This is a genomic window from Kitasatospora sp. NPDC001309 (assembly GCF_042896295.1).
Taxonomy (GTDB): domain Bacteria; phylum Actinomycetota; class Actinomycetes; order Streptomycetales; family Streptomycetaceae; genus Kitasatospora.
The window spans coordinates 1-26,221 of the sequence record NZ_JBIAXC010000078.1 but is presented as its reverse complement, the minus strand read 5'-3'; the positions used below and the strand labels follow the sequence as shown (position 1 = coordinate 26,221).

The window sequence follows — 26,221 nt, the reverse complement described above, 5'->3', positions numbered from 1 at the left end:
CCGGGCCCCGCCGGGCCCCCCCCCCGGGGGGCCCCCGCCCCGGGGGGGGCGGGGGGGGGCCGGCCGCCGCCCCCCCCCCGGGGGGGGGGCCCCCCCGGCCCCCCCCGGGGGGCGCCGGGGGGGGGGGCCCCCCCCCCCGACCAGGTACCAGCACAGGTCCGGCGGGTTGAAGGTCGACCCGAGCACCAGGTGCACCAGCCCGCTGTGCCGCCCCCAGGCGTCCGGCAGGCCGGTGGCCTGGAACAGCTCCACCGCCCAGCTCACCGCGGCCGCCACCAGGGCGGCCCGCACCGGGCGCACCCGGGGCACGACCAGCACCACCAGGGCGTACACCAGCACGGTGTAGAGCGCGTCGCCCGCGTACTTGGCCACCTCCCCGGTCAGCACGGCGCGCACGCCCAGGCCCGCCGCCACCGTCACCAGCGCGGCCGCGACGGCGGGCAGTCGTACCGTCAGGCCGTTCCGAAGCTCTGTCATCCGCCCCACGGTAGGGCCCGGCCCTACCGTGGGGCCCGGCGGGCCCCACCGGGCCCACCGGCCCCGGGAACCACCGCGCCGCCCCGGACGTCACTCCCCCTGGCAAGCCATCCGTGCAGGTCACGGGCGGGAGTTCGAGCAAGGCGGGCGGGGCGGGGACAGTGGCGGACAACGGAAGCAGCACGGCACGGCGGCAGTTCGGCGTCCCCGGATTCGCGACCGGCCCGGACGGCCGGGCGCAGCGGGCCCGCGAGCAGGGCAAGGCCCTGCGGGAACGCGTCCCCCGGGAGCGGCACGCGGAGTTCGCGCCCGCGCCCGACCGGCCCACCGCCGTGGCGGCGATCGAGGCCTCCAACGCGGGCCGGATCCCCGGGCTGGTGCCGATCCGGGTGGGCCGGATGGCCGCCACCCCGTTCGCCTTCCTGCGCGGGTCGGCCGGGCTGATGGCCGCCGACCTGGCGGGCACGCCGGTGACCGGCGTCACCGCGCAGCTGTGCGGGGACGCCCACGCGGCGAACTTCGGCCTGTACGGCGACGCGCGCGGCCAACTCGTGATGGACATCAACGACTTCGACGAGACCGTGCCCGGCCCCTGGGAGTGGGACCTCAAGCGGCTGGCCACCAGCCTGGTGCTGGCCGGGCGGGAGACCGGGGCGAGCGAGAGCACCGCCCGGGCCGCCGCCGCGCACGCGGCCGGCTCCTACCGGCGCACCGTGCGCACCCTCGCCAAGCTGCCCGCCCTGGACGCCTGGAACGCCGTGGCGGACGAGCAGTTGGTGTCCTTCACCGAGGCGCACGACCTCGCCGAGGTGCTGCGCAAGGTCGGCACGAAGGCCCTCGGCAACACCAGCGCCCGGTTCGCCGCCCGCAGCACCACCCGGACCGCGGACGGCGGTTGGCGCTTCACGGCCGCCCCGCCGGTGCTCACCGAGGTCACCGACGCGACCGCCCGGGCGGTGGCCGGGGCGCTGGGCCCGTACGTGGCGACGGTGCCCGCCGAGGTGCGCACCCTGCTGTCCCGGTACCGGGTGCAGGACGTGGCCTTCCGGGTGGTCGGCACCGGCAGCGTCGGCACCCGCTCGTACGTCGTGCTGCTCACCGACCACCGGGACCAGCCGCTGGTGCTCCAGGTGAAGGAGGCCCGGCCGTCCGTCCTGCTGCCGTACCTGGACAGCGGGCAGGGCCCGCGGCCGCAGGAGCACGAGGGGCGGCGCGTGGTGCGCGGCCAGAAGCACATGCAGGTGGTCAGCGACACCCTGCTCGGGTGGACGACCGTGGACGGACTCCCCTACCAGGTGCGGCAGTTCCGCAACCGCAAGGGCAGCGTCGACCCGGCCGCGCTGCTGCCGGGCCAGCTGGACGACTACGCCCGGATCACCGGCGCGCTGCTCGCCCGGGCGCACGCCCACACCGCCGACCCGGGCCTGCTCGCCGGGTACTGCGGCAAGAACGAGGCACTGGACGAGGCGGTCGCCGCCTTCGCCGTCGCCTACGCGGACCGCACCGAGGCCGACCACGCCGAGCTGCTGGCGGCGGTGCGCAGCGGGCGGCTGCCGGCCGAGCAGGGGGTCTGACCTCCGTTGTCGTAGGGCGGTACTAGATTGCCGGCCATGGGACTGTCGATCAGTGTGGGGACGCTCGGTTCCCCGGAGATGCGGGACGACGCCGAGGTGCTGCACCGGGCGCTGGAGGCCGCGGGGGTGGCCTGGCGGGAGCCGGCCGCGCCGGGGGGTGGCGGCGCGGTCTTCTCGGCGGGCTTCCCGTACAGCTACCTGTCCGGGCTGCGCCGGGTGTACGTGCTCCACCGGCTGGGCGAGCCGGTCACCGGGGCGCGCGGGGTGAGCCGGGAGCAGTACGAGGAGGAGCTGGAGCAGGTCGACGACGAGACGGTCGTGTTGGACTCGCACCTGCTCTGCCACTCCGACTGCGAGGGCTACTACGTACCGGCGGAGTTCGAGGACGAGGACCCGCTGTTCCTGCCCGAGGAGTCCGGTGTGCCCGGGGGCGCCATGGTGGGCTCCAGCGCCGCCCTGCTCGCCGAACTCCAGGGGTTCGCCGCCGCCATCGGCGTCCGACTGGCGGCCGACGGCTCGCTCGACCCGGCGGAGTCCGCCCGGTTGACCGATCTGCCCGCGGACGACCCCTTCGAGCCGGAGGTCTTCACCTGGCACCAGCTGTACCGGGCCTGCCGCGCCAGCCTGGACAGCGGGGCCGCGATCGTCTTCGGCTGAGGCTGACCCGACGGGAGGGGTCGCTCAACGCGCCAGGAACGGCGCCACGGCGGCGACGTACTCGGCGGGCCGGGTGCGGTGCACCAGGTGCCCGGCCTCGATGGTGACCAGGCGGCAGTCCGGGACGAGCCGGGCGAGTTCGGCGACCCGCTCCTGCGGGATGTGGCTGGTGGGGCCGCCGGCGACGACCAGGGTGCGGGCGGTGATCCGGGCCAGTCCCTCCCGCCAGGCCGGGTCGGGGGTGTCGATCTGTGCCTTGATCGCCCGGACCATCGCCCAGTCGAAGTGCGCCGGTTCGTCCGCGCCCTCGGGCGGCACGCTCGACGGGCGCGGGTACAGGGCGGCGATGTCCTCCAGGACGAGCCGGCCGATCCGCTCGGGCGCGGCCTGGGCGAGCAGGTAGGCGACCACGCCGCCCATCGAGTGGCCGACCAGGTCGACCCGGTCCAGGCCGAGCGCGTCGAGGAAGGCGAGCACGTCCTCGCGCAGTTCGGCCAGGCCGTAGCGGTCGGTGCGGCCGCTGTCGCCGTGGCCGCGCAGGTCGAGCGCGTACACGTGGTGGTCGGGGGCGAGGTCGGGGAGCACCGTGTCCCAGTCGGCGGCGCGCTCGCCGAGGGCGTGCAGCAGCACCAGCGGCGGGCCGTCGGGGCGTCCGCTCTCCCGGTAGGCGAGCGTGACGCCGGGCAGTTCCACCGTTCGTACTGTCGTCATGGACCCCACCGTATGCGCCGACCGGCTGCTACCGGACGGCCGTTCGCCCTCGGCGCACCGCAGTGGCGTCCTCGGGGGTGCGTTCCGGCTCGGTCGCCCGGCCGGCGAACACGGAGGCCAGCACGGCGAGTCCGGCCACCGCCGCGCAGACCAGGCTCGCCGCCAGGTAGGCGGAGCGGTGGCCGCCACCCCCGGCCGTCTCGCGCAGGTAGACCCCGGACAGTGCGGAGACCGCGACGGCCGCCGCGATCCGCTGCGCCATCTGCAGGATCGCCCCGCTGACCCCGGCCGCCTCGGCGGGCGCGTGGCGCAGCACGTAGGCCTGGTTGGTGGAGCCCATCAGGCCGACCGAGGCGCCGCTGAGCAGTTGGAGCAGAGCGAGCAGCCAGGGCAGCACGGCGGCCGGGGCCCAGTGCGCGACGGCGCCGCTGAGCAGCATGGCGAGCGCGGAGCCGGTCATCCCGAGGGTGACGGTGCGCCGGCCGAGCCGCTGCACCACCCGCCAGGCGAGCGCGGAGGCGGTCGCCATGGCCAGCGCGGAGGGCAGCGAGACCAGGGCGGCGCCCATCGGGGACAGCCCCAGGCCGTCCTGGAGGAACATCGTGAGCACCAGCGAGGCGGCCAGCGAGGAGCCGAACTGGGCCATCGCGGTGGCCGTGCCGAGCGCGTACGGGGCGGAGCGGCTGAGGGCGGGGTGGATCAGCGGGTTCCCGCCGGTCCGGGCGTAGCGGCGCTGCCAGCCGACCAGTGCGCCGAGCAGGGCCAGGGCGCCGGCCCCGAAGGCCAGCCAGCCGGCCCAGCCGGGCGGTTGGACGAAGGGCAGCATCAGGACGAGGGTGAGCGCGCCGACCAGCAGCAGGCCGAGCAGGTCGAGGTCGGCGTGCCGGGTCGCCGGGCGGGGCGCGGGCAGGTGCCGGACGGCCAGCAGCAGGGTCGCCAGGCCGAACGGGACGTTGAGCAGGAAGGTCAGCCGCCAGCCGAGTTCGGGGCCGGCCGCCGCCAGGACCAGGCCGCCGACCGGCGGGCCGAGGGCGAAGGCCAGGCTGCCGGTGACGGCGTACATCCCGAGGGCACGGGCGCGCAGTTGGCCGTCGAAGACGTCCTGGAGGGTACCGATCATCTGGGAGTTGACCAGTCCGGCGCCGACGCCCTGGAGCAGTCGGGCGGCGATCAGCACCTCCGGGGCGGTGGCGGTCGCGGAGACCAGGCTGACCGCGGTGAACAGGGCCAGGCCGGTGACGAAGAACCACTTGCGGCCCTTGACGTCCCCGAGGCGTCCGCCGGGGATCAGCGCGAGGCCGAAGGCGAGCGAGAACCCGGCGACGATCCACTGCAGGTGGGCGGGCTGGGCGTGCAGGGCCTCGCGCAGGGCGGGGATGGAGGTGTTCAGGACGGACTGGTCGATCAGGGTGGTGAAGCCGCCCGCGACGCAGACCAGCAGGACGCGGCGCCCCGCGGCGTCGAAGCGCAGCTTGCCCGCCCGCTCCGGTATCGGGCCGGTGGTGGTGCTCATGACTCGACCACCACCAGGGCGTAGCGGGCCTCGCCGGGGCCGAGGCTGCGGAAGCGCATGCTGCCGGAGCCGTAGCGCAGGCAGTCGCCGGGGCCGAGCAGTTCGGCCTCGCCGTCCAGGGTGAGCTCCAACCGCCCCTCGAACAGCCAGAGGTGGTGTTCCAGTCCGGGCAGGCAGGGGCGGTCGTAGGCGATGTCGGCACCGGCCGGGAGCCGGCCCTCGATGATCTCGGCGTGCAGCGAGCCGTGCGGCGGGGAGACCGAGCGGCGGACGAAGCCGGTGGCCTCGTCGCGCCAGAGCTGCTGTTCCCCGGCCCGGACCAGCCGGGCGGGGCCGGACTCCACCTCGGCGAGCAGCCGGGACATGGTCCGCCCGTACACGGTGCACAGTCGCCCGAGCAGGGCGGCGGTCGGGCTGACCTCGGCCCGCTCCACCCGGGAGAGGGTGGACCGGCTGACGTCGGCCAGTTGCGCCAACTCCTCCAGCGTCCAGCCGCGTTCGACCCGCAACTCGGCGAGCCGTTGTGCCAGCCGTTCGTCGGCGGCGGTGTCGATTCCCATATCCGTGATGCTATCCCGGATACGGGATCAGCTTCCCGGGAGTTCTCCGGGAACTGTGGAGGTCTGACGGCGGCTCGGTCTCGGGGCGGCCTCGGTTCGGTCGCCCGTCGGCCGATGTCGAGCCGGTGATCATATGATGTCCGCCGACAAAGGGGCCGGTCAGCGGCCCGAGGGGCCCTTCCGCGGCCCACCGGCGAGGGGGAGCAACGATCGTGTTCGGCATCATCAGACCGTGCAGCCACCGACTGTCCGAAGGCCTCCGCACCTCCTGGATGGCGCACCTGTGCGGGCTCTGCCTCGCCCTGCGGGACGACCACGGGCAGCTCGCCCGGACCGCCACCAACTACGACGGCCTGATCATCTCCGTCCTGGTCGAGGCCCAGGCCGCCCCGACCGACACCAACTGGCGCCGCACCGCCGGGCCCTGCCCTCTGCGCGGCATGCGCACGGCCTCCGTCGCCAAGGGCGAGGGCGCCCGGCTGGCGGCCGCCGTCTCGCTCACGCTCGCCTCGGTGAAGATCCGCGACCACGTCGAGGACCGGGACGGCGTGTTCGCCCGCCGCCCGGTCGCCGCCGGGGCCCGCGCGGTGACCAGGCGCTGGGACCGGCAGAGCGCGGGCAGCGCCTCCACGATCGGCTTCGACACCGCCGTGCTGCTCGACGCCGCCTCCCGGCAGGGCGAGTTGGAGCGCTCGCTGCGGCCCGGCGGCTCCGTGCTGCTGGTCACCGAACCCACCGAGACCGCCACCTCGGCCGCCTTCGCGCACACCGCCGTGATCGCCGGGCGGCCCGGCAACGCCGCCCCGCTCGCCGAGGCCGGGCGGCTGTTCGGGCGGCTCGCCCACCTGCTGGACGCCGCCGAGGACCAGGCGGCCGACGCCGCCTCGGGCGCCTGGAACCCGCTGACCGCCACCGGCACCGACCGCGCCGAGGCCGAACGGCTCTGCCGGGACGCCGTGCACGGCATCCGGCTCGCACTGCGGGAGGTCGAGCTCACCGACCGGGCCCTGGTGCACGTCCTGCTCGCCCACGAGACGGAGACCGCGGTGGACCGGGTCTTCGGCCGGGCCGGGCACGCGGCGAACTGCCGACGCGGGCCGGCCGGCGCCGGACACGCCGGCACCGAGCACGCCACCGCCGAGCGCACCGGCGCCGAACACCCGCAGGACGCGCCGCCGCGTCGGACGCCGCCCGGGCAGGCGCCCGTTCCCCCGTGGGTGCCCCAGGGCCCGGGCTTCGGCCCGCCGATCGGCGGGAAGCCGCCGCACCCGCGCAACCTGCTCGCCGGGTGCGCGGTGTGGGCCCTGATGGCCTGCTCCTGCCAGCTGCTCTGCTGCGAGCACGACGACCCGTTCAGCCGGGAGCGCCGCAAGGGCTTCTGCGAGCGGCACGACTGCTGCGACGCCTGCGACTGCTGCGACCCCAGCTGCTGCGAGTGCGGCAAGTGCGGGTGCGACTGCTGCGATTCCTGCGGCTGCGACGGCTGCGACTGCGGGTGCGACTGCTGACGGTCGCTCAGTTCGCCTCCGGCACCGGCACCTCCTCCGCCTCCGCCTTCGCCTCCAGTGCCAGTGCCGGTGCCGGTTCCGGTTCCGGTTCCGGCTGATCCGACGCCACCGGCCCGGGGTGCCCCCGCAGCACCCCGGGCCGGTTCGCGTCCCGGTACTCCTCCGCGCGCCGCCAGAGCGGCAGCACCGCCACCGGGCCGCGCGGCTCGGCGGCCTCAGGCCTCACGCCCCGCCACCTCCCGGTCCGCCGCCAGCGAGTTCTCCAACCCGGCCAGCAACTGCCGGAACCGCTCGGCGTCCTGCTCGGTCATCCGCCCCTCGGGCGCCACCCTCGGCCGCTCGGCCGTCCTGTCGTCCATGCCCCCGACGCTAGGCGGCGGCGATCAACGGGCGATAAACGAGGGACGTGTGGGGCGCAAGGGGCGTACCCGCACCGCATTCCACCCCGCCCGACGGCTTGGCGTGGGCACCGGCTGGTGGTTCAATGCCCATCGTTAGGAAGGTTTCCTAACAACGAATCGCCGGATCCGAGCAACGAGCACGACCTCTTCCCCCCACCGAGAGGACGACTTCCCCATGGACCGCAGCACCTCCCGCAGGAGCACCAGGAACACCACCCGGGCCGTGACCACCGGGACGGCGCTCGCCGCCTTCCTCCTGTCCACCGCCGCCTGCGGCGCCTGGGCCGTGGACCCGGCCCAGGCCGCACCGGAGCAGCCCGCCACCCCGGCGGCCGCCGCCCGGCAGGCGGGCACCACCCCCCGGGTGACCGCCGGCGGGCTCACCCCCGACCAGCGCCGCCGCGCCGACCAGCTGGTCAGCGTCTTCGAGAACAGCACCACCACCATCCAGTACGGCTACGCGGAGAACATCAACGACGGTCGCGGCGTCACCGCGGGCCGGGCCGGGTTCACCACCAACGACGGCGACGCCCTCAAGGTGGTCCGCGCCTACACCGCCGTCGCCCCCGACAACCCGCTCGCCCGCTTCATCCCCGAACTGGAGCGCCTGGCCGCCGCCGGCAGCGGCGACACCGGCGGCCTGCCCGAGGCCGACTACATCGCCGCCTGGCAGCAGGCCGCCCAGGACCCGGCCTTCCGGCAGGTCCAGGACGACCAGGTCGACCAGCGCTACTTCACCCCGGCCATGGACCAGGCCGACCGGCTCGGCCTCACCACCGCGCTGGCCCGCGCCGAGCTCTACGACGCCTCGATCCAGCACGGCAACGGCGGTGAGTACGACGCCCTGCCCGCGCTGATCGGCCGGACCACGGCCAAGGCCGGTGCGCCCTCGGCCGCCGGCGAGCGCGCCTGGCTGGACGCCTTCTTCGACGTCCGGATCGACGACCTGAACAACCCGGCCAACTCCTCGACCGCCGAGGAATGGCGCAAGTCCGTCGACCGGGTCGAGTGCCTGCGGCGGATCGCCGCCACCGGCAACTACGACCTGGACGGCCCGTTCACCATCACCGCCTACGGCTCCGGCTACACCATCGGCTGAGCCGCCCCCACCCACCGACCCGGGGTCCGGGCTCCGGGGTCCGGGGTCCGGGAGTGTGGGCCCGGACCCCGGCCCCAGGGCGGCCACCGCGTTCAGTTCCGTGCGCGTACCGCGGCGTCCAGCAGGAGGGCGGCGGCCGCCCGGGCCTCGGCGGCGGCCTCCGGGTCCCCGTGCACGGCGGCCACGGTGATCGCGCCCTCGGCCAGCAGGGCGAGCTGGGCCGCGGTGGCGGGCGGGGCGCCGACGGCGTCGACCAGGCCGGCCAGGTAGCCGGCGAACTCCGCCTTGTGGTGCCGGGCGGCGGCCGCGACGGCGGGGCTGGTGGCGCCCAGCTCGCCGAAGGAGTTCACGAAGGCGCAGCCGCGGAACCCGGGCTCGGCGAACCACCGGCCGAGCCAGTCGAAGACCGCGAGCACCTGGTCCCGGGGCGTGCCGCCGGCCCGGGAGACGTGGACGGCCAGGCTCGCCCGCCACCGCGCGTCGCGCCGCCGCAGGTAGGCCTCGACCAGCTCGTCCTTGGACGGGTAGAGCTGGTAGACGCGGCGCATGGTCAGCCCGGAGGCGGCCCGGACGGCATCCATCCCGACCGCCTGGACGCCCCGCCCGTAGAACAGCTCCTCGGCCGCGTCGAGGATCCGGGTCCGCGGGTCCACCTGTTCCATCTGCCGTGACCTTTGCGCGAGAACGATGATTCTCCTAGGGTAGCGACTGACCTGAGAACGATCGTTCTCACCGGCGGAATGCCCGTTCCCGAGGAGAATCCCGTGACCGAACAGCGCCCTCCCGTTCCCCCCTTCACCGAGGAGTCCGCCCACCGCAAGGTCCGCGCCGCCGAGGACGCCTGGAACACCCGCGACCCGCAGCGCGTGGCCCTCGCCTACACACCCGACAGCCGCTGGCGGAACCGGGCCGAGTTCCTCACCGGCCGCGAGCAGATCGCCGCCTTCCTCACCCGCAAGTGGCAGCGCGAACTCGACTACCGCCTGGTCAAGGAGCTGTGGGCGCACGACGGCGACCGGATCGCCGTCCGCTTCGCCTACGAGTGGCACGACGACGCCGGGCAGTGGTACCGCTCGTACGGCAACGAGAACTGGGAGTTCGACGCGAACGGCCTGATGGCCCGCCGGCTCGCCTGCATCAACGACCTGCCGATCGCCCCCGGGGAGCGGCTCCTGCACTGGCCGGCCGGCCCCCGGCCGGACGACCACCCGGGCCTCACCGAGCTGGGCCTCTGAGCGCTCCCGACCGGGTGGGCAGCGGCGGTTGACGTGGCGTCGGACGGCTTCGTCCGCACTGTTCCAAGGCTGTGACGGAGCCCGCACCGGCCGCGGACCTCGGACTGGGAACCTCCTTGTCGGAAGCGACAGGCACCACCGAGGGGGACCAAGAGATGTCCGTGCGCAACAGATTCGGCACCGCCGCCGCCATCGCCCTGATGACGACCGCGGGCGCGGTCCTGCTCTCCGCCTGCGGCCCCGAGAACGGCGACTCCGGCTCGACCGCCGCCACCGGCGCCCCGGTCACGGCGGCGCCGGGCGGCGGATCGCACTCCGGCAGCCCGGCACTGGGCGGCAAGGAGGTCAACGGCACCTCCGCGGCCAACCACCTGACCATCAGCACGGGCACCCGGACGGTCGCGATGAACGGCACCACCGTCGACTTCGGCACGGTGGTGCGCGACCTCGCGTGGTCCCCCGACGGCAAGAAGGTCGTCTTCGTCGACGGCGACGGCAACCTGCTGACCGCCGCCCCGGACGGCAGCGGAAGGACAACCCTCGCCAAGGCCCCCGGCGGCGAGACCTGGTCCCACCCGACCTGGCAGCACGCCGACAAGGGGCCGAGCGGCGGCGCGGTGCCCGACGAGACCGACCGCTACAACAACATCGTGTTCACCGCCGACAAGGGCGGCGTGCTGCGGCTGGAGAAGGTGCCCGCCAAGGGCGGCGCCGTCGAGGAGCTCGCCCCGCACAACTCCGAGGGCGGCGACGCGGCCGGCGCCCCGCAGCCGCCGCAGACCGGCAACACCTGGGCCAACGCGGGCGGGCAGCAGGCCGACATCGCGTACGCCAACACCCCGGCCGGCGAGGTGTACATCTACGACGACTACATCCGCCCGGCCACCCGGGACATCGGCAAGGGCTCCCAGCCCGCGCTGTCCCCGGACGCCCGCAGCATCGTCTTCGTCCGCTCGGTGAACGGCCACGACCACCTGTTCACCCGCTCCACCGAGCACGACCGGACGGCCGAGAAGGACCTCACCCCCTCGGCCACCACGGACTACACCGAGCCCGCCTGGTCCCCCGACGGCAGGACCGTCGCGGCCCGCACCCCGGACGGCATCAGCACCGTGCCGGCCGACGGCTCGGCGGCCCCGGCCCAGGTCTCCACCCTCAAGGGCCTGCCGGTCTACCGGCCCTGAGCCCCGGTCGTCCCGGTCCCCCCGGCCGGGCGCGCCAACTCGGCGCGCAGCTCCGCGAGGTGCTCGTCGGCCGACTCGTGCGGCAGGAACTCGACCAGGTCGAGGAAGCGGAACAGCACCCGCTCCTCGGTGACCGCGTACTCGTAGTCGCCGAACCCGACCACCGCCCCCGTCCCGCCGCGCGCCGCACCGCGCACGGCGGCGGCGGTCAGCCCCTCCCCCGCGCCCTCGGCACTCACCCGCCGACGGGCGTTGGGCCGGGCCAGGTACGGGCACACCATCGACGCGTACAGCATGCAGGCGCGGTGCCCCGGGCCCTCCATGGTCGGCGCCAGGTTGCGGTACGGGCGCCCGGCCCCGAGCGCCTCCGCCATCGCGGCGCTCTCCGCCGGACCGACCACCCGCCAGACCGGACCGCGCGGCATGACGGCGCCGCACACCGAACAGCGGCGCTCCAGCGCGCAGTCGGCGCTGCGCCCGTGGTCGGTCAGCGCGAACTGGGGCTGCCCGTCCTGCCACGGCGTGATCGCCGGCACCGGGTACCCGCGGGCGTCCCGGGGTCGCTCCCCCACCTGGTCCGGCATCGGCACCTGTTCGAATCGCACGCCCCTATCGATACCAGCCGGACGCCCGGCCCCGCCACCGGCGGCGGGAGCGGCGGAACCGGCGACCGCGGGGCGGTCGCCGGTCCGGGGTGCGCCTCGGGCGCGCGGGGTCAGTTCCAGATGCCGGTGACGTCCGTCACCCCGGCCGCGTTGCCCGCGTGGCCGCTCGCCCCGGAGAGGTCCTCCAAGGTGCGCAGCACGTTGTAGTGGTTGTAGGTGGTGGAGCTGCTGCTGCCCGGCGTCACGTGGGCGCCGTAGACCAGGGTCGGGATCCGGTTGCCGGACAGGCTGTTGTCCTCGTCGAAGGTGACGACGAGCAGGCTGTTGTGGCTCTGCGCCCAGGCGGCGTACGCGCCGAGGTTGTTCTTGATCCAGGTGTCGCCGGTGCCGACCGAGCAGTCGTGCATGTCGCTGCACAGGTTCGGGATCACGAACGACACGTTGGGCAGCGTCGTGTAGTCGGTCGGGAACTGGGCGAAGGTCTTGGCGCTGCTGAGCGGGACGTTGCCGAAGCCGAACCAGGGGTTGTGCTTCTGCGCGTACTTGCCGCTGCTGCACACCGTGCTGCCCTGGCTGGGCAGGGTCTCGTTGTAGCTCGCCCAGGTCTTCCCGGCGGCGAGCACCTCGGAGGCCAGGTTCGGGGCCTGGAAGCCGCCGACCGTCACGCAGCTGTCGTCGACCCGGCCCTGGGTGGAGCCGGAGAACAGCGCGTAGTAGTTCGGCTCGCTGGGGTGGGTGATGGCGAAGGACTGGGTGAGGTTGGCGCCGCCCGCCTTGAGGGTGTTGTTGAGGTAGGGGGCGCTGCTGCTGCCGATGACCTGGCTGTAGGCGTGGTTCTCCATCACCACGACCACGATGTGGTCGGGCGTGGGCAGCCCGGCGGCCTGCGCGGTGCTGGCGGTGGCGGCCCACAGCCCGGCCGAGGCGGCGACCAGTGCGACGGCCGAGCCGATCGCGGTCGCGGTGCGGCGGGAGCGGGAGCGCGGACGGGGGGCGTCGTTCAGGGGCTTCGCGGACGAGGTCATGACGTTTCCTCGGGTGGAGGGCGGCCCCGACGGGGCCGCCCGGACGGGAGGTGGCTGAGCTACCCGGAGTGCCGACCGAGCCGGCCCGGGGCGTGTCCGACACGCCCCGGGCCGGAAACGGCCTAGTAGGGCGTGCCGTTGGCGAAGTCGGTGGCGAAGGTCGACTCGATCGTGCTGAGCACCCCGGAGTCGGAGACGATCAGGCCCAGCTCGCGGTTGTTGTTCAGCGAGTTGTCGGAGAAGTTCTCCGAGCCGGCGAACACCTTGGCGGTGGGCGTGCCGTAGTCGGCGACGATGGCCTTGGCGTGGATGTACAGGCCGGTGGTGGAGGAGTAGGTGACCACCTTGGCGCCGGCCGCGGTGACCTCGTCGAAGGAGGAGCCGTAGGTGTCCGGGCTCATCCCGACGACGCGGACGGTGACGCCGCGGTTGGCGGCGGCGGTGACGGCGTCGACCAGGGCCGGGTCGCCGAACTCCAGCTCCTGGACGTCCAGCGAGGTCTGGGCGCCGTTGATCAGCGCCAGCAGGCGGTCCTGCGAGTCGGTGGGCGACCAGACCAGGTTGTCGCCGTCCGAGGGGGTGATCGAGGTCTTGGCGTAGTCGGCGGCGAAGACCTGCTCGATCGCGGCGACGTCGTTGGCGTCGGTGTCGACGACCCCGTAGTCGCGGCTGCTGGAGTAGTAGGTGGCGTCCAGGTTCCCGGTCAGGATCAGCGACTTGGCGCCGTCCACGGTGACGGTCTTCTGGTGGGTGTAGACGAACGCCGAGGAGGAGTACGTCACGCCGACGCCGGCCGCCTTGAGCGCGGAGTAGGCGGCGCCGTTGACCGAGCTGTGCTTCCCGTCCAGGATCACCCGGACCCGCACGCCGGCGCGCTGCCGGGCGATCAGGGCGTTCACGGCCGTGGTGTCGCGCAGCTCGTACATCGTCACGTCGACGGACTTGGTGGCCGCGTTGATCAGGCCGTAGACCGCGCTGTGGTCCTGGTCCGGGAAGACGATCGTCGAGTAGCCGCCGGCGACGGCGTCGGCGTGGGCGGCGCCGGAGGCGGATATCAGGCCGGCACCGACGAGCAGCAGGGCGCCGGCACGGCGCGCGAAGGTGGCCAGGGGCATGGGGACTCCATGGTCGGTGAGGGGGAGGTCGGCGCGCGGAGGCGCCGGGGAGCGGACGCGTCAGGTGGCGTGGTCCACCTGGCCGACGCGGCCCGCGTGGACGACCAGGCCGGCGCGGCCGACGTGGACACGCCGAACGGAGCAGCCCGAACAGCATGCGGTCACGGTGGTCAACGCGGGTAGATGACGGGAGGTAAAACCTTGCCCCCGGGCCGGAGAACGGACCGTGCCCCGGCAAAACGGCCCGCCAACGGACGAAGCGGGCACGAAGGTTCACATTGCCACGGACCGTCCGGACCGGTGATAGTGATCATCGACCCGACGCGATCCGACACCGCGTCAGCGCACGAGAGAGCCGAGGAACATGGCGAAGACCCGTCTGCTGCGTCCGCTCGCGGTGGCCGCCGCCGCTGCCGTCCTGGCGGCCACCGGAGCCGTACCCGCCCTGGCCGCCGGCCAGGACGGCCCGGCCCTGCCCGCCCCCGACACCGCGGGGGTGCAGAGCGCGCTTCAAGCCACCACCGCCGCCGGCGCCCCCGGCGCCTTCGCCGTGATCAGCGACCACGGCGACGACGACCGGACCCGCTCCCTGACCGTCGGCAAGGCCGATCTGGACGGGACCCCGATGAACTCCGCGTGGAGGTTCCGGGTCGGCAGCAACAGCAAGATGTTCACGGCCGTTCTCGTGATGCAGCTGGCGCAGGAGGGCCGGATCGACCTCGACAAGCCGCTGCGCGACTACCTGCCGGCCGGCACCCTCCCGGACGGCTGGGCGATGACCGGCCGCCAGGTGATGGAGCACCGGGCCGGCATCTACGACCACACCAACGACCTGCTGGAGCAGGCCGGCGAGGAGACCACCGCCGCCTTCGAGGCCCGGATCCGCAGCACGGTCTACACCCCCGCCCAGATGGTCGCCATGTCCGTCAAGCACGGGCAGCAGTACACCCCGGGCAGCCGCTACTCCTACTCCAACACCGACTTCGTGCTGATGGGCATGGCCGTCGAGAACCTCACCGGCCGCCCCTACGCCGACGTGCTGCGCGAGCGGATCATCGAGCCGCTCGGCCTGACCCAGACCTCCTTCGTCGTCCCGGACCAGCGGATCGAGGGCGCCCACGTCACCGGCTACCTCACCAACGACGACCGCACCAAGCCGCTGCTGGACTCCACCGAGCAGAACGGCTCCTGGGTCTGGGCCGCCGGCGCCGTCATCTCCACCGCCTCGGACCTCGACCGCTTCCTCGGCGCGCTGATGGCCGGCGACAACGGCGGGCTCGTCTCCGACGACTCGCTGCGCCAGATGGAGGCCGCGATCCCCACCCCGACCGCCAAGATCTCCTACGGGCTGGGCCTGCGCCGCATCTCGCTGACCTGCGGCGACGTGTACGGCCACGGCGGCATCGTCCAGGGCTTCCAGACCCAGTCCTTCGCCACCCCGGACGGGAAGCGCTCGGTGGTGGTCTTCGCCAACGCCTCCAACAACGGCTCGGTCACCCAGGGCCTGATGAACGCGCTGGAGCCGGCGTTCTGCGGGAAGAAGCCGGTGAAGGTGGCGCCGCGCACCAACAACGCCCCGGCCCAGCAGAACCAGCGGACCGTCCAGCACGACCAGGGGCTGCTGCCGGTGGTCGAGGACACCCGGATCTGACCCCGGACCCGGTGCTGGTCCGACAGTGATCCGCCGCCCGGGCCGGACCGTCGCTACAGCGGGACGGCCCGGCCCGGGCGGCCGTCCGTGCTCAGGTCGGTGAGCGCATCGGTGAGGATCTCGCGGGCCTCGTCCGCCCGCCCCTGTTCGATCAGCGCGGTGCCCAGCTCGGTCAGCGCCTTGGTCATGCTGTCCGGGCGCCCGACCGCCTCGTAGTGCACCAGGGCCTGCCGGTAGGCCTTCTCGGCGGCCGGCCAGCACCTCAACGCCGCCCGGTCCTGGCCGAGTTCGTGCGCCGTCATGGCCGCCAGCAGGTGCATGAGCGGCGAGGACCAGCGCTCCACCAGCTCCAGCGCGCCGGCCAGCGCGCGGCGGCGGACGTCCACCGCCTCCTCGGCCCGGCCCAGCTCGCGCAGACAGGTCGCCGCCCCGCGCAGGGTGACCAGCCGTCCGATCATCGCGGCCCGGTTGTCGACCTCGGCGAAGGCGTCCGCCGCCCGCTGGTAGCTCTCGCTCGCCTCCCGGTGGCGCTGCAGCTGCCGAAGCCCGGAGCCGAGGTAGGTGAGCGCCCAGCCCTGCTGCTCGTGGTCGCCCAGCTCCTGGGCCAACTCCAGCCCCTCACCGGCGAGTTCGATGCCGCGCTGGTAGCGGTGCAGACAGGTGGTGTACGTCCAGGCCAGGTAGTTCACGTGCACCGCCTCGGCCCGCCGGTCGCCGCAGGCCCGGGCGGCGTCCACCGACAGCTGGAACACCTCGCCCCAGAGGTCCCAGCTCAGCAGCCGGTCGGAGAACCAGTGCATGGCCTCGGCGGTGTCGATCACCTCCCGGTGGCGGCCCTCCCGCTGGGCCCGGTAGAGCGCGGCCAGCCACTCCGGGTGCTCCTCCTCCAGCCAGCGGGCCGACTCGGTGAGGAGCAGCGCCGGATCGTCGGCGGAACCACCGGCGGAGGCGTCGGCCGAGGCGTCCGGGTCGAAGCGCAGGCCGTGCCCGGCCGCCTCGCGCAGCAGCCGGCGCCCGGCCTCGGTACGGGCCTCGGCGACGGCCCCGGCCGGCTCGTCGGCGGCCAGCCGCTCGCCCGCGTACAGCCGCACCAGGTCGTGCAGCCGGTAGCGCTCCGGGGTGGCGGGCTGCACCAGGCCGGCGTCGACGAGCTGCTCCAGGAGCAGCTCGGTGCGCCCGGCCGACAGCCCCGCGTAGTGCGCCAGGACGGCCGCGGTGAAGTCCTGCCCGGCGGTCAGTGCGCAGCGCCGGAGCACCAGCCGGGCTTCGGCCGGCAGCCTGCGGTAGGACAGCTCGAAGGCCGGACGGACCGCCAGGTCCCCGGTCTCCAGGAGGTCCAGGCGGTTCTCCTCGGCGGCGAGCTGGCGCGTCAGTTGGGCCACCGGCTGCTGCGGCCGGGCCACCAGCCGCTGCCCGGCGATCCGCAGCGCGAGCGGCAGGTAGCCGCACAGCCGGGCCAGGTCCGCGGCGGCGGCCGGTGCGGCCTCGACCCGTTCCGGCCCGGCGATCCGGGCCAGCAGGGCGGTGGCCTCGACCGGGGAGAGCACGTCGAGCCGCAGCCGGTGCACGGCCTCCAGGCCGGGCAGCGCGTGCCGGCTGGTCACGATGGTGACGGCGGGGCCGGCGCCGGGCAGCAGCGGGCGCACCTGGCTCTCGTCGACGGCGTCGTCCAGCACCAGGACGAGCCGTCGGTCGCGCACCAGGGCGCGGAACAGTCCGGCCCGTTCCTCCGTCCCGGCGGGCACCGCGCCGTCCTTGACCCCGAGGGCGCGCAGCACCTGGCCGAGCGCCTCCCGGGCGGGCAGCGGGGTGGCGGCCATGCCGCCGAGGTCCAGCGAGAGCTGGCCGTCCGGGAAGGCCGGGGCGAGGGCGTGGGCGGCGTGCAGGGCGAAGGCGGTCTTGCCCAGGCCGGGCTGGCCGCTGATCAGCACCACCCGGGGGTGGGCGGGGTGCCGGTCCGCGGTGAGGGCGGCGAGGTCGGCGAGGGCCTGCTCGCGGGCGGTGAAGTCGGCGAGGTCGCGCGGCAGGGCGAGGGCTCCGGGCACCGGCGGGTCGGTCCGGGGCCCGGGGCCGCCGGGCGGTGCCTGGTCCGGGGCCGTACCCGGCCCGGGCGCCCCGGCGGCCCGGTGCGGCCCTGCGGACGGTCCGGCAGGGTCGGCGGCCGGTCCGCCGGGGCCGGTGGCCGCCGGGCTCGCGGCGCCGGTCGCCGGGCCCTGCGGGGGCACCTGCCGCACGCCCCGGGGGCGGCCGGACTGGGCGGCCCGCTCCAGCGCGGCGGTCTGCGGGCCGTCCAGGCCCAGGGCGGCGGCCAGCGCCTGCACGGTGCGCCGCTGCGGTCCTCGGGTGCGGCCGCGCTCCATGTCCCCGAGGGCCCGCAGGCTGACCCCGGCGGTGGCCGCCAGGTCCTCCTGGGTCAGCCCGGCCGTCACCCGGTGGCCGGCCAGCAGATGGCCGAACTCCCCGGTTCCGCTCGCAACCACCATCTGCCCGCCCCGCCCCCTGGTCCGCTGGTCCGCGCTCGCGCAGTTCCGCCGCAGTTCTGCCGGGCCGCACGCCGGGCAGATCGTCTCAGGCAGAAGTATGCCCCGTGGGACGGACCGCGCGTACCCGGCCGCGGCCTGCGGGGATGTGGGAGGGACGGGCGCCCGGCGGGCGGAACCGCCCAGCGGAACCGCCTGTAGTTCCGCCTACCCCGTTGCCAGGGGAGGCAGTTGTGCACTCCCCCGACCACTCCCCCGACCACTTCCTCGACCCCGCCGGGGCCCCAGCGGCCCCCTGAGCGCCGCTCAGCGCTCCCCCGCGGCCAGCGCCCGTTCCTGCCGTCGGGCCTCCGTCCCCTCGACGCTGCGGCCGAGCGCGAACAGCAGGTCGGCGAGCAGCCCGTGCGAGCGCGCCTCCACGGCCGGGTCGCCGACGGTGCGGCCGAGGGCGACGGCGAGCCGGGCCGAGGACAGCGCCGCGTCCCGGCGGCCGAGGGCGTGCAGGGCGCGGGCCCGGCCGTGGGTGGCGAGCACCGCCGCGCGGTCGGTCCGGACCCCCTCGCCGGTGCCGGAACGCTCCGCGCCCGGCCGGGCGGGGCCCGAACGCCCCCGGGCCGTACGGTCGGTGGCGATCCGGACCGCCTCGTCGGCGTGCGCCAGCGCCCGCTCCGGGGCGCCGACCCGCACCAGGGCCTCGGCGAGTTCGGTGAGCGCCCCGACCAGCAGGTGCCCGGTGGCCGGGGCCCGGGCGGCGGTCACCAGCTCGGTGAGCAGCGGCACCGCCCGGTCGTACTGCCCGGCCCGGGCCAGGGCGGCCGCCACCCGGCTGCGGCAGTGGTGGCGCAGCAGCGCGTCCCCGGCCCGGTCGGCGGCCGCGACGGCGGCGCCGAGCTGTTCCAGGGCGGTGCGGTGGGCCGCCCGGTGGACGTGCAGGACGGCCAGGTCGGTGCCCAGCCGGGCGAGCGCCGCGTCGTCCCGGGCGGCCTTCGCGGCGCGCAGCCCGGTCTCGGCGACGGCCCGCCGGTGCGCCCGGTCCTCGCCGCCGGTGTCCCCGGACAGTTCGTACAGCCGGCCGATCCGGTGGGCGAGCAGCCAGGCGGCGCCGGTGCGCCCGTACTGTTCGGCGCACAGGACGACGGCGTGCAGCGCGCTCTCCTCCCGGCGGAACCAGGCCGCCGGCCGGGCTCCGTCGCCACCGGCGGCGCCACCGATGTCGCCACCGATGCCGTCGCCGCTGCCGTCCGGGCCCCACGGGGCGGTCAGCTCCAGGTAGTGGGCGATCAGCCGGTCGAGGGCGCCGAACCGTTCCTCGCAGTCCAGTTCGGCGGCCTGCCCGGCGGCGTAGCGGCGGACCAGCTCGCGGCGGGCGTAGTGGCCGGGTGCGGTCTCGGCGAGCAGGTGGACGGCGTCGAGCGCGGTCAGCAGGGTGCGGGCGGCGGCGGGCCGCAGGTCGGCGAGCGCGGCGGCGGTGGCGGTGTCGATCACCGCGCCGGGGTGCAGTCCCAGCAGGGTGAACAGCCGGGCGGCGGCGGGCGGCAGGGTCCGGTAGGTGCGGTCCAGGGTGGCGGTGATGCCGCTCGGGTCGGGCCCGCCGCCGACGCCGGCCAGGGCGGTCAGGCCGGTCTGCTCGTCGGCGAGTTCGGCGGCGAGGTCCCCCGGGGTCCAGTCCGGGCGGGCGGCCAGGCGGGCGGCGGCCAGGCGCAGGGCCAGCGGCAGGCGGTCGCAGCGTTCGGCGAGTTCGTCGAGTTCGGCGGCGGTCCGCGGGGCGGTGGCGGGGCGGTCCGGGCCGAGGGCGCGGGCGAGCAGCGCGCGGGCGTCCTGGGCGTTGAGCGGGCCGAGCGGCAGCGCCAGGGCGTCCTCGTGGAGCAGCAGTGCGCGCAGCCGGTCGCGGCTGGTGACGACGGCGACCGGGCCCAGGACGGAGCCGACCGTCGCGGGCCGGCCGGGCAGCAGCGGGGCGAGCCGCGGGTGGTCGGCGGCGTCGTCCAGCAGGATCAGGATCCGGCGGTCGGCGAGCAGGGCGCGGTAGCGGGCGGCGCGTTCCTCCAGCCCGGCGGGGACGGCCTCGGGGGCGACGCCGAGGTCGGTGAGGAACCCGGCCAGGACGTCCGCGGGTTCGCGCGGCCCGTCCGGGTGGGTGCCGCGCAGGTCGGCGCGGAGCACGCCGTCCGGGAAGCGCTGCGCCGCCCAGTGCTGGACGAGAGCGGTCTTGCCCGCTCCGGCCGGGCCGGTCACCAGGATCGGACGGCCGGTCCGGGCGGCGACGGCCAGGGCCTCGTGCAGGCCGGCGAGTTCGGCGCTGCGGCCGACGAAGCGCCGGTCGGGCGGGGCGTGGCGGGCCAACTGCTCGCCGGCCATGCGTAGTTCCGGACCGGGCGGGCCGGACAGCCGGGTCAGCGCGTGGTCGTACCGGGCCCGGGCCTCCAGGCCGCGGCCGGCCTGCTCCAGGCACTGGACCAGCCGGGCCGCCAGCGGCTGGCGGCCCGGGTGGGCGTCGGCGGCCGCGCCGAGTTCGGCCACCAGTTCACCGCCGCGGCCGGCCAGCAGCAGCCGTTGGGCCAGCCGGTCCAGGGTGCGCAGCCGCAGGTCGGTGAGGGCCGGGAGGGTCCGGGTGCGCAGCAGCTCGGAGCCGCAGTCGGCGAGCGCCGGGCCGCGCCACAGGTCGAGGGCGGCGCGCAGCAGCGGGACGGCCGGATCGTCGGCGCCGAGCCGGGCGGCGGAGCCGGGCAGCAGCACCCCGGCCCGGTCGTGCAGCGCGCCGAAGCGGACCAGGTCCACCCGGTCCGCGTCACCCTCCAGGACGTACCCGCCGCCGCGGGTGCCCAGCACCAGCCGGGGGTCGTCCAGTCGGCGGCGCAGCGCGGCCACGTGCCCTTGGAGGGCGGCCCGGGCGGTGGGCGGTGCGGCGCCGTCCCAGACCAGTTCGATCAGTTCCTCGGCGCCCACCGGCTGGTTCAGCCGGACGGCCAGCGCCGCCAGCAGCGCGCGCCGCTTCGGGGCCGAGGGGGTGACCACCGTGCCGTCCGCCCGCCGGACCGTCATCGGCCCGAGCAGCTCGATCTCCATGCTCCCCTTCCCGTCGGGGGTCGTCGGCCTCCGGTGCCGCGCCGTCGCCCCCGTAGGGAGGGACGACGGGGCGGGCCCGAGCGGTTCAGTTCCCGGGCCCTGCCCGGTTCAGTTCCCGGGCCCGTCGGCCGGCCCGCCCGGGGCCGGTTCGCGGTCGGCCCAGGCCGGTGCGGTCCGGCGCTCGGGCCCGGCGAGGACCTGGACGTCGAACGGCGCGTACTCGTTGCCGTGGTCGCGTGCGGTGTAGCCGGCCGCCGTGAGGATCGCGATCATCGCGGTGGCCATCGCGGTCTGGGCCTCGCCCGACTGCCGGACCGCCGGGGTCTCCCCGTCGGCCTGCTGCGCCTCCTCCCCGGCCCGGCCGCGCAGCCGGGGGCTGACGTGCCAGCTGACCAGCACTTCCGGGTCCGCCGCGCCGAAGTGCTGGTTCCAGGTGCTGACCCGGACCTCGGCGCCGGTGGCGAGGCCGCGGTGCAGGCCGGGGGCCGTCACCGGCAGCCCGGCGGCGGCGAGTTCGTCGCGGACCCGCTGGGCCAGCCGCTCGTACCGGGCGTTCACGTGTCTCTCGGAGTGCTCGTCCATGCCCGCACGCTATCCGGCCCGGGCACCGCCGCGGCAACCGGCGGCCGCGGGGCGCTACGGGGCGGGCGGGACGCCCGGACACGCCCCCAGGCAACCATCCGGCCCCTCCTGGGACTCTGTACCCCTGGCGGCCCGCGCGGCGACGAGCGTCCGGGCACGAACCGGGCCGGTGCGCGCAGGACGACTGCTCCGTCCCGGGGGCCGCCGTCGGATCATCGGGCGGGACGAGGTGGGGGTACGGGTGCGGATTCGGCTGCTCGGGCCGGTGGAGCTTCGGCTCGCGGCGGGCGGCCTCGCCACGCTGGCGGGGTCGCAACGGCGCGCGGTGCTGGCACTGTCGGCGCTGCGGCTGGGGCAGGTGGTCGGCATGGACCAGTTCTGCGAGCTGCTGTGGGGCGAGCGGGCGCCGGCCAGCGCCCGGGCGGCGGTGCAGGGGCACGTCGCGGCGCTGCGCAAGGTGCTCGCCGACACCCCGTTCGAGCTGCACACCCGGGCCCACGGCTACCTGTTGAGCGGGCCGGCCGAGGAGGTGGACGCGCTGCGGTTCGCGGGGCTGGCCGGGCGGGCCGCCGACCGCGCCGACCGGGGTGCGGACGGGGAGGCGGTCGCGCTGCTGGAGGAGGCGCTGTGGCTGTGGCGCGGGGAGGCGCTGGCGGACCTGCCGGACACCCCCCTGCGGGCCGCGACCGCGGAGCAGTTGAAGCAGTCCGCGACGGCGGCCCTGCTCCGGTGGTCCGCGCTGCGGCTGGGGCAGGGCGCGGGGGCGGCGGCGGTGCCGCTGCTGGAGCAGAGCGTCCGGCGGGACGGGCTGCGCGAGGAGCTGGTGGCGCTGCTGATGCGCTGTCTGCACCAGGCCGGACGGCCCGCGGAGGCGCTGAGCGCCTACCACCGGACCAGGCTGCGGCTGGACCGCGAGCTGGGCATCCGGCCCGGGCCGGCGCTGCGGGCGGCGTTCGCCGAGGTGCTGGCGGACGACCGGCCGGCGCCGGTCGCGGTACCGGCCGCGGCCCCGGCGGCCGTCCCGGTGCCGGCCGCGGCCGGCGGGTCCCTTCCCCCGCCCGCCGGACCGCTCCCGACGGTCCCCCGGCAGCTGCCCGGGCTGCGCGTGGAACTGATCGGCCGCACCGCCGAGTTCCGCTGGCTGGACCGCGCCTGCGCCCCCGACCGGGCCACCGACGGACCGGCCCTGGTGGTCGGCCCCGCCGGGACCGGCAAGAGCGCCCTGGTCACCGCCTGGGCCCACCGGGCCGCCGACCGCTACCCGGACGGCCGGCTGTACGCGGACCTGCGCGGCCTCGACCCGGCCGGGCCGGCCGAGCCCGGCGCCGTCCTGGGCCGCTTCCTGCGCGCCCTCGGCGTCCCGGAGTGCGCCCTCCCGCCCACTCGGGCCGGCCGTGCGGCGCTCTACCGCGAGCGCACCCGGGGCCGCCGGCTGCTGGTCGTCCTGGACGACGCCGCCGACGCCGACCAGCTCGCCGACCTGCTGCCCGAGGGTCCGGGCTGCGCCGCCGTGGTCACCGCGCGCTGCTCCCTGGAGAAGCTGGTCGCCACCGACGACGCCGCCCTGCTGCGGCTGACCGCGCTGCCCGAGGACGACGCCCTGGCCCTGCTGGAGCACCTGCTGACGCCGAACCGGCTGCGCCCCGAACCGTCCGCCGCCACCGCACTCGTCCGGCTCTGCGAGGGCCTGCCGCTCGCCCTGCGGATCGCCGCCGCGCGGCTGGCCGCCCACCCGGAGTGGACGGTCGCCGCGCTGGTCGCCGACCTGGCCGACGAGGAGGGCCGGCTGGCCGCCCTGGAGCTCGACGAGCGCACCGGCCTGCGCCAGCAGCTGCTCCTCAGCCACCGCCAACTGCCGCCTTCGGCAGCCCGGTTGCTCGCCCTGCTGGCCGTCCACCCGGGCCCGGAGGTGGACGGCCAGGCGGCCGCCGCCCTGCTCGACACCGACCCGGCCACCGCCCACCGGGCGCTCGGCGAGCTGGCCTCCCGGCATCTGCTCACCGGCACCGCCCCGGGCCGCTACCACCGCACCGAGCTGGTCCGGCTGTTCGGCGTCCAGCTGCTCGCCGAACAGCCCGAGCAGCTCCGCGAGCAGGCCCGCGCCCGGCTGCTGGACCACTACCAGGCCGCGCTGCAGCACTGCGGCGGCTACCTCGACCCCGGCCAGGAGGACGCCGGGGTGCCCGCCCGGAGCCCGCAGGCCGTCCCGCCCGTGGTGGACATCCGCACCGCGCTCGACTGGTTCCGCGCCGAGGAGCCCGCGCTGCGGGCGCTGATCGACGAGGCCGCCGTCAGCGACCCGGGCCGGGCCTGGCGGCTCGCCCTGACCACCGGTTCGCTCTACTACGGCGCCAGCCGCTTCACCGACTGGCTGGCCCGCGCCGAGGTCGGCCTGGCGGCGGCGGAGCGCTGCGCGGACCCGGTCGCGGTGGCGTTCCTGCACAACTGCCGGGCCCAGGCACTGGTCGCCCTGGAGCGCCGGCACGAGTCGGCCGAGGCGTCCCGGCGCGCGGTGGCGGCCGCCGAGTCCGCCGAGGGGCCGGCCGCCGCCTCGGCGCGGGTGCGGGCACAGGCCTCGCTGGCCCTGGTCACCGCGATGCTCGGGGACTCCGCCGGGGCGCAGCGGCTGGCGGCGGAGGCGACCGCGCTCGCCGTCCGGTCGGGCGACCGGAAGCGGCTGGTCGACGCCCTGGTCCACCAGGGCTGGGTGAGTCTGGCGACCGGGGATCCGACGGCCGCCCAGCGGCTGTCCCAGGAGGCCCGGGAGCTGCTGCCGCCCCGCCCGGTCACCCAGGTGCACCTGTGGTCGCTGCTGACCGAGGCGCAGGCCCTGCCGCCGACCGTCCGGGACCACGCCGCGGACCTGGCCTGGCACCGGCTGCTGGCCGCCTGCGAGGAGGCGGGCCTGCTCTACCTCCACGCGGTCACCGAACAGTCCTACGCGGCCCACCTGGTGGCCCGGGGCCGCGCGCCGCAGGTGCGCGAGCGGCTGGCCTCGGCGCTGGAGCGCTTCCGCCGGCACGACCGGCTGGCCGGGCACCGCAGCGAGTTCACGGCCGGTCTGGAGGCCTCGCTCAGCCTGCGCGCCGGGGACGGACCGGAGGCCGGGTGCGCACCCGGCGGGCCGCCGGGCGGCGCACCCGGCAGCGCACCCGGCAGCGACCGGACCGCCGTGGACGGTCCGGTCGCGTAGCGCTCACCCGACGGCCGTCCCCCGGAGTCCTACCGAGGGTTCGGCCGGAGGGATCAGCCGGGGGTTGTTGGGCCAGGGGTTCAGCCGGTGGCCGGCGCGTACCCGTGCTCGGCCGCCAGCACCGGCCGCAGGGCCCGGACGGCGTAGAAGTTGCGGGACTTGACCGTCCCCGGCGGCACCCCCAGCTGCGCCGAGGCCTCCAGCACCGAGCGGTCCTTGAGGTGCAGCTCGACCAGCACCTCGCGGTGGTGCTTCTGCACCCGCCGCAGCGCCAGTGCGATGTCCCGGGCGACCACCACCTGCTCGTACGGGTCGTCGGCGAGCGGGCGGTCCTCCACCGGCTCGCCGATGGCCTCCTGGGCGCGGGCGGCGGCCATCCGGTAGTGGTCGATCGCGATCCGGCGGGCGACGGTGAACAGCCAGGGGCGGCTGTGCTCCGGGCCGGCGGCCAGGGCCTCCGGGTGCTGCCAGGCGCGCAGCAGGGTCTCCTGGAGGATGTCCTCGGCCTTGCCGCGGTCGCCACCGGTGTTGCGCAGCAGGGCGCGCAACAGGTAGCCGCCGTGCAGCCGGTGGATCTCGGCCAGGGTGTCGGGGTCGAGGGTCCGTCGGACCGGGGCCGGCTCCGGCACCGCGACGGGGTCGGCAGGGGGGCCCGCGGGCGGCTGGGCGACGGACGTGGGCGGAGCGACGGACTGCTTCGACACGCGCTACCTCTCAGGTCGGGCAAGGGCACATGGCAGGGCTTCCGCCGGACATCCCCCGTGGCGGTAGACATCAGCCTGCCGGGCGCCGCCAAGGACCTGCCAACGATCCGCCAACGCCCGGACCGGGCGGCACCCGGCGCGGCGCCGGGTGCCGCCCCGTCGTGCCGGGGAGGCCGCGCCGGGCTCAGTCCGTGCCGGGTGCCGCCGGGCCGCCGTTGAGCGCCTCCACCAGGTCCTGCACCCCGTCCTCGCCCCGGTGCTCGATCAGCACCGCGACCCAGCCGGCCAGCCGTTCCCGCTCGGCCACCGTCCACCCCGGTGCGGAGGGGTGCTCGTCCACCACCAGCGCCCGGGCCAGGCCCAGCAGCCCGGGGGTGGGCTCCACGCGCAGTCGGCGCTCCGGCAGCACCCCCAGCGCCAGCCGCCGGGCGACGGCCGTCACCTCGGCCGCGCCGCAGGCCGGCACCGCCAGCCCGGACGGCCCCGGCACCACCGGTGCGCCCATCTGCACCAGGGCCGCGATGTACTCCCGCACCTCCGGCCCGTCCGCTTCCATCCGGCGTTCCTCCCCCGTCCCGTTCCGTCCCGCTCTACGGCGCCCACCCCGGTCGGGGTTCAGGCGCAGCCCACCGACCGTACCGGTCGGTACGGTTACGGCCTGAAACCCGCCGGTCCGGCCGTCGTTCCGGCCGTCGTTCCGGCCCGGTCGGGCCGGACCGCATTGTGCCGGTCGGTGATGAGAAACCGCGGGCCCGACACCACCGACACCACCGCAGCCGCCGCCACCGGGAAACGGCGCGGCCGGCCGGGGCGGCTTGCTGGTGGATGACGGCGATCAGCCGCTGTCGGCCGACCGGGTCCGGGTTCTCGGCGAGCAGGTC

Annotated in this window: 23 protein-coding genes; 8 read left to right on the top strand and 15 right to left on the bottom strand. The window is 76.1% G+C overall.

All coding sequences use genetic code 11. The features are described from left to right. The coding region (locus ACFY2K_RS41780) for a DUF2809 domain-containing protein (protein WP_387718046.1) at positions 1–477 on the bottom strand (477 nt) is incomplete at its 3' end. 161 nt (positions 478–638) lie between these two features. Here ACFY2K_RS41780 and ACFY2K_RS41775 point away from each other — a divergent pair. Together ACFY2K_RS41775 and ACFY2K_RS41770 are read left to right on the top strand one after the other, a co-directional pair. Next, positions 639–2,051: a DUF2252 domain-containing protein gene (locus ACFY2K_RS41775; RefSeq protein WP_387718044.1), complete on the top strand. Its 1,413-nt coding sequence runs from the start codon at positions 639–641 to the stop codon at positions 2,049–2,051. A gap of 36 nt (positions 2,052–2,087) precedes the next feature. Continuing rightward, entirely contained in the window at positions 2,088–2,708 is a 621-nt protein-coding gene (locus tag ACFY2K_RS41770) for a hypothetical protein (RefSeq protein ID WP_375886694.1), read from the top strand. A gap of 24 nt (positions 2,709–2,732) precedes the next feature. On the opposite strand, the gene ACFY2K_RS41765 is transcribed toward ACFY2K_RS41770, so the two are convergent. The 3 genes from ACFY2K_RS41765 to ACFY2K_RS41755 are packed head-to-tail and all read right to left on the bottom strand — an operon-like array spanning position 2,733 to position 5,492. After that, entirely contained in the window at positions 2,733–3,419 is a 687-nt protein-coding gene (locus ACFY2K_RS41765; RefSeq protein ID WP_375886691.1) for an alpha/beta fold hydrolase, read from the bottom strand. 28 nt (positions 3,420–3,447) lie between these two features. Beyond that, entirely contained in the window at positions 3,448–4,932 is a 1,485-nt protein-coding gene (locus ACFY2K_RS41760) for an MFS transporter (RefSeq protein WP_387718040.1), read from the bottom strand. Further along, positions 4,929–5,492, bottom strand: coding sequence for a helix-turn-helix domain-containing protein (locus tag ACFY2K_RS41755; protein WP_375886686.1), 564 nt, complete (start codon positions 5,490–5,492; stop codon positions 4,929–4,931). The genes ACFY2K_RS41760 and ACFY2K_RS41755 overlap by 4 nt, the downstream gene beginning before the upstream one ends. Before the next feature lie 212 nt (positions 5,493–5,704). On the opposite strand from ACFY2K_RS41755, the gene ACFY2K_RS41750 reads away from it, so the two are divergent. Next, positions 5,705–7,000 (top strand): DUF5685 family protein, encoded by a 1,296-nt coding sequence (locus tag ACFY2K_RS41750; protein ID WP_380644220.1) that lies wholly within the window; start codon positions 5,705–5,707, stop codon positions 6,998–7,000. A 7-nt stretch (positions 7,001–7,007) separates the two neighbouring features. Here the strand turns inward: ACFY2K_RS41750 and ACFY2K_RS41745 are convergent, their stop codons facing one another. Together ACFY2K_RS41745 and ACFY2K_RS41740 are read right to left on the bottom strand one after the other, a co-directional pair. Further along, positions 7,008–7,226 (bottom strand): hypothetical protein, encoded by a 219-nt coding sequence (locus tag ACFY2K_RS41745; RefSeq protein ID WP_387718036.1) that lies wholly within the window; start codon positions 7,224–7,226, stop codon positions 7,008–7,010. Then, positions 7,216–7,359 (bottom strand): hypothetical protein, encoded by a 144-nt coding sequence (locus ACFY2K_RS41740; RefSeq protein WP_375886680.1) that lies wholly within the window; start codon positions 7,357–7,359, stop codon positions 7,216–7,218. The genes ACFY2K_RS41745 and ACFY2K_RS41740 overlap by 11 nt, the downstream gene beginning before the upstream one ends. 217 nt (positions 7,360–7,576) lie before the next feature. Here ACFY2K_RS41740 and ACFY2K_RS41735 point away from each other — a divergent pair, with 217 nt between their 5' ends. Further along, on the top strand, positions 7,577–8,500 hold the full coding sequence (locus ACFY2K_RS41735; protein ID WP_387718033.1) for a chitosanase: 924 nt from the start codon (positions 7,577–7,579) through the stop codon (positions 8,498–8,500). A 92-nt stretch (positions 8,501–8,592) separates the two neighbouring features. On the opposite strand, the gene ACFY2K_RS41730 is transcribed toward ACFY2K_RS41735, so the two are convergent. After that, on the bottom strand, positions 8,593–9,162 hold the full coding sequence (locus tag ACFY2K_RS41730; protein WP_380531988.1) for a TetR/AcrR family transcriptional regulator: 570 nt from the start codon (positions 9,160–9,162) through the stop codon (positions 8,593–8,595). Between the two features lie 102 nt (positions 9,163–9,264). On the opposite strand from ACFY2K_RS41730, the gene ACFY2K_RS41725 reads away from it, so the two are divergent. Then, a complete protein-coding gene (locus ACFY2K_RS41725) occupies positions 9,265–9,735 on the top strand; it encodes a DUF1348 family protein (RefSeq protein ID WP_375886673.1) in 471 nt (156 codons plus the stop codon). A gap of 155 nt (positions 9,736–9,890) precedes the next feature. Continuing rightward, positions 9,891–10,919 (top strand): TolB family protein, encoded by a 1,029-nt coding sequence (locus tag ACFY2K_RS41720; protein ID WP_387718029.1) that lies wholly within the window; start codon positions 9,891–9,893, stop codon positions 10,917–10,919. On the opposite strand, the gene ACFY2K_RS41715 is transcribed toward ACFY2K_RS41720, so the two are convergent. From ACFY2K_RS41715 to ACFY2K_RS41705, 3 genes are all read right to left on the bottom strand, one after another. Next, positions 10,907–11,524, bottom strand: coding sequence for a hypothetical protein (locus ACFY2K_RS41715; RefSeq protein WP_387718026.1), 618 nt, complete (start codon positions 11,522–11,524; stop codon positions 10,907–10,909). The genes ACFY2K_RS41720 and ACFY2K_RS41715 overlap by 13 nt on opposite strands. A gap of 110 nt (positions 11,525–11,634) precedes the next feature. Further along, positions 11,635–12,549, bottom strand: coding sequence for an alkaline phosphatase family protein (locus tag ACFY2K_RS41710; protein ID WP_375886664.1), 915 nt, complete (start codon positions 12,547–12,549; stop codon positions 11,635–11,637). A 122-nt stretch (positions 12,550–12,671) separates the two neighbouring features. After that, positions 12,672–13,664: a phosphatidylserine/phosphatidylglycerophosphate/cardiolipin synthase family protein gene (locus ACFY2K_RS41705; protein WP_375886661.1), complete on the bottom strand. Its 993-nt coding sequence runs from the start codon at positions 13,662–13,664 to the stop codon at positions 12,672–12,674. A gap of 364 nt (positions 13,665–14,028) precedes the next feature. Between ACFY2K_RS41705 and ACFY2K_RS41700 the strand changes: the two genes are divergently transcribed. After that, positions 14,029–15,315: a serine hydrolase domain-containing protein gene (locus tag ACFY2K_RS41700; RefSeq protein ID WP_387718022.1), complete on the top strand. Its 1,287-nt coding sequence runs from the start codon at positions 14,029–14,031 to the stop codon at positions 15,313–15,315. Between the two features lie 53 nt (positions 15,316–15,368). Here ACFY2K_RS41700 and ACFY2K_RS41695 read toward each other — a convergent pair whose 3' ends face one another. From ACFY2K_RS41695 to ACFY2K_RS41685, 3 genes are all read right to left on the bottom strand, one after another. Next, positions 15,369–17,798 (bottom strand): ATP-binding protein, encoded by a 2,430-nt coding sequence (locus ACFY2K_RS41695; RefSeq protein WP_387718019.1) that lies wholly within the window; start codon positions 17,796–17,798, stop codon positions 15,369–15,371. A gap of 303 nt (positions 17,799–18,101) precedes the next feature. Then, on the bottom strand, positions 18,102–20,861 hold the full coding sequence (locus ACFY2K_RS41690; RefSeq protein WP_387718016.1) for a BTAD domain-containing putative transcriptional regulator: 2,760 nt from the start codon (positions 20,859–20,861) through the stop codon (positions 18,102–18,104). Positions 20,862–20,969: 108 nt separating this feature from the next. Next, positions 20,970–21,443, bottom strand: coding sequence for a hypothetical protein (locus ACFY2K_RS41685; protein ID WP_380523983.1), 474 nt, complete (start codon positions 21,441–21,443; stop codon positions 20,970–20,972). A gap of 241 nt (positions 21,444–21,684) precedes the next feature. On the opposite strand from ACFY2K_RS41685, the gene ACFY2K_RS41680 reads away from it, so the two are divergent. Then, the gene (locus tag ACFY2K_RS41680; protein WP_380595069.1) at positions 21,685–24,636 is read left to right on the top strand and encodes a BTAD domain-containing putative transcriptional regulator; all 2,952 of its coding nucleotides are present in this window, start codon (positions 21,685–21,687) and stop codon (positions 24,634–24,636) included. An 80-nt stretch (positions 24,637–24,716) separates the two neighbouring features. On the opposite strand, the gene ACFY2K_RS41675 is transcribed toward ACFY2K_RS41680, so the two are convergent. After that, entirely contained in the window at positions 24,717–25,340 is a 624-nt protein-coding gene (locus ACFY2K_RS41675) for a sigma-70 family RNA polymerase sigma factor (RefSeq protein WP_375886650.1), read from the bottom strand. 184 nt (positions 25,341–25,524) lie between these two features. Beyond that, complete coding sequence (locus tag ACFY2K_RS41670) at positions 25,525–25,896, bottom strand: hypothetical protein (protein ID WP_387718012.1); 372 nt, start codon at positions 25,894–25,896, stop codon at positions 25,525–25,527. Between the last annotated feature and the right edge of the window lie 325 nt (positions 25,897–26,221).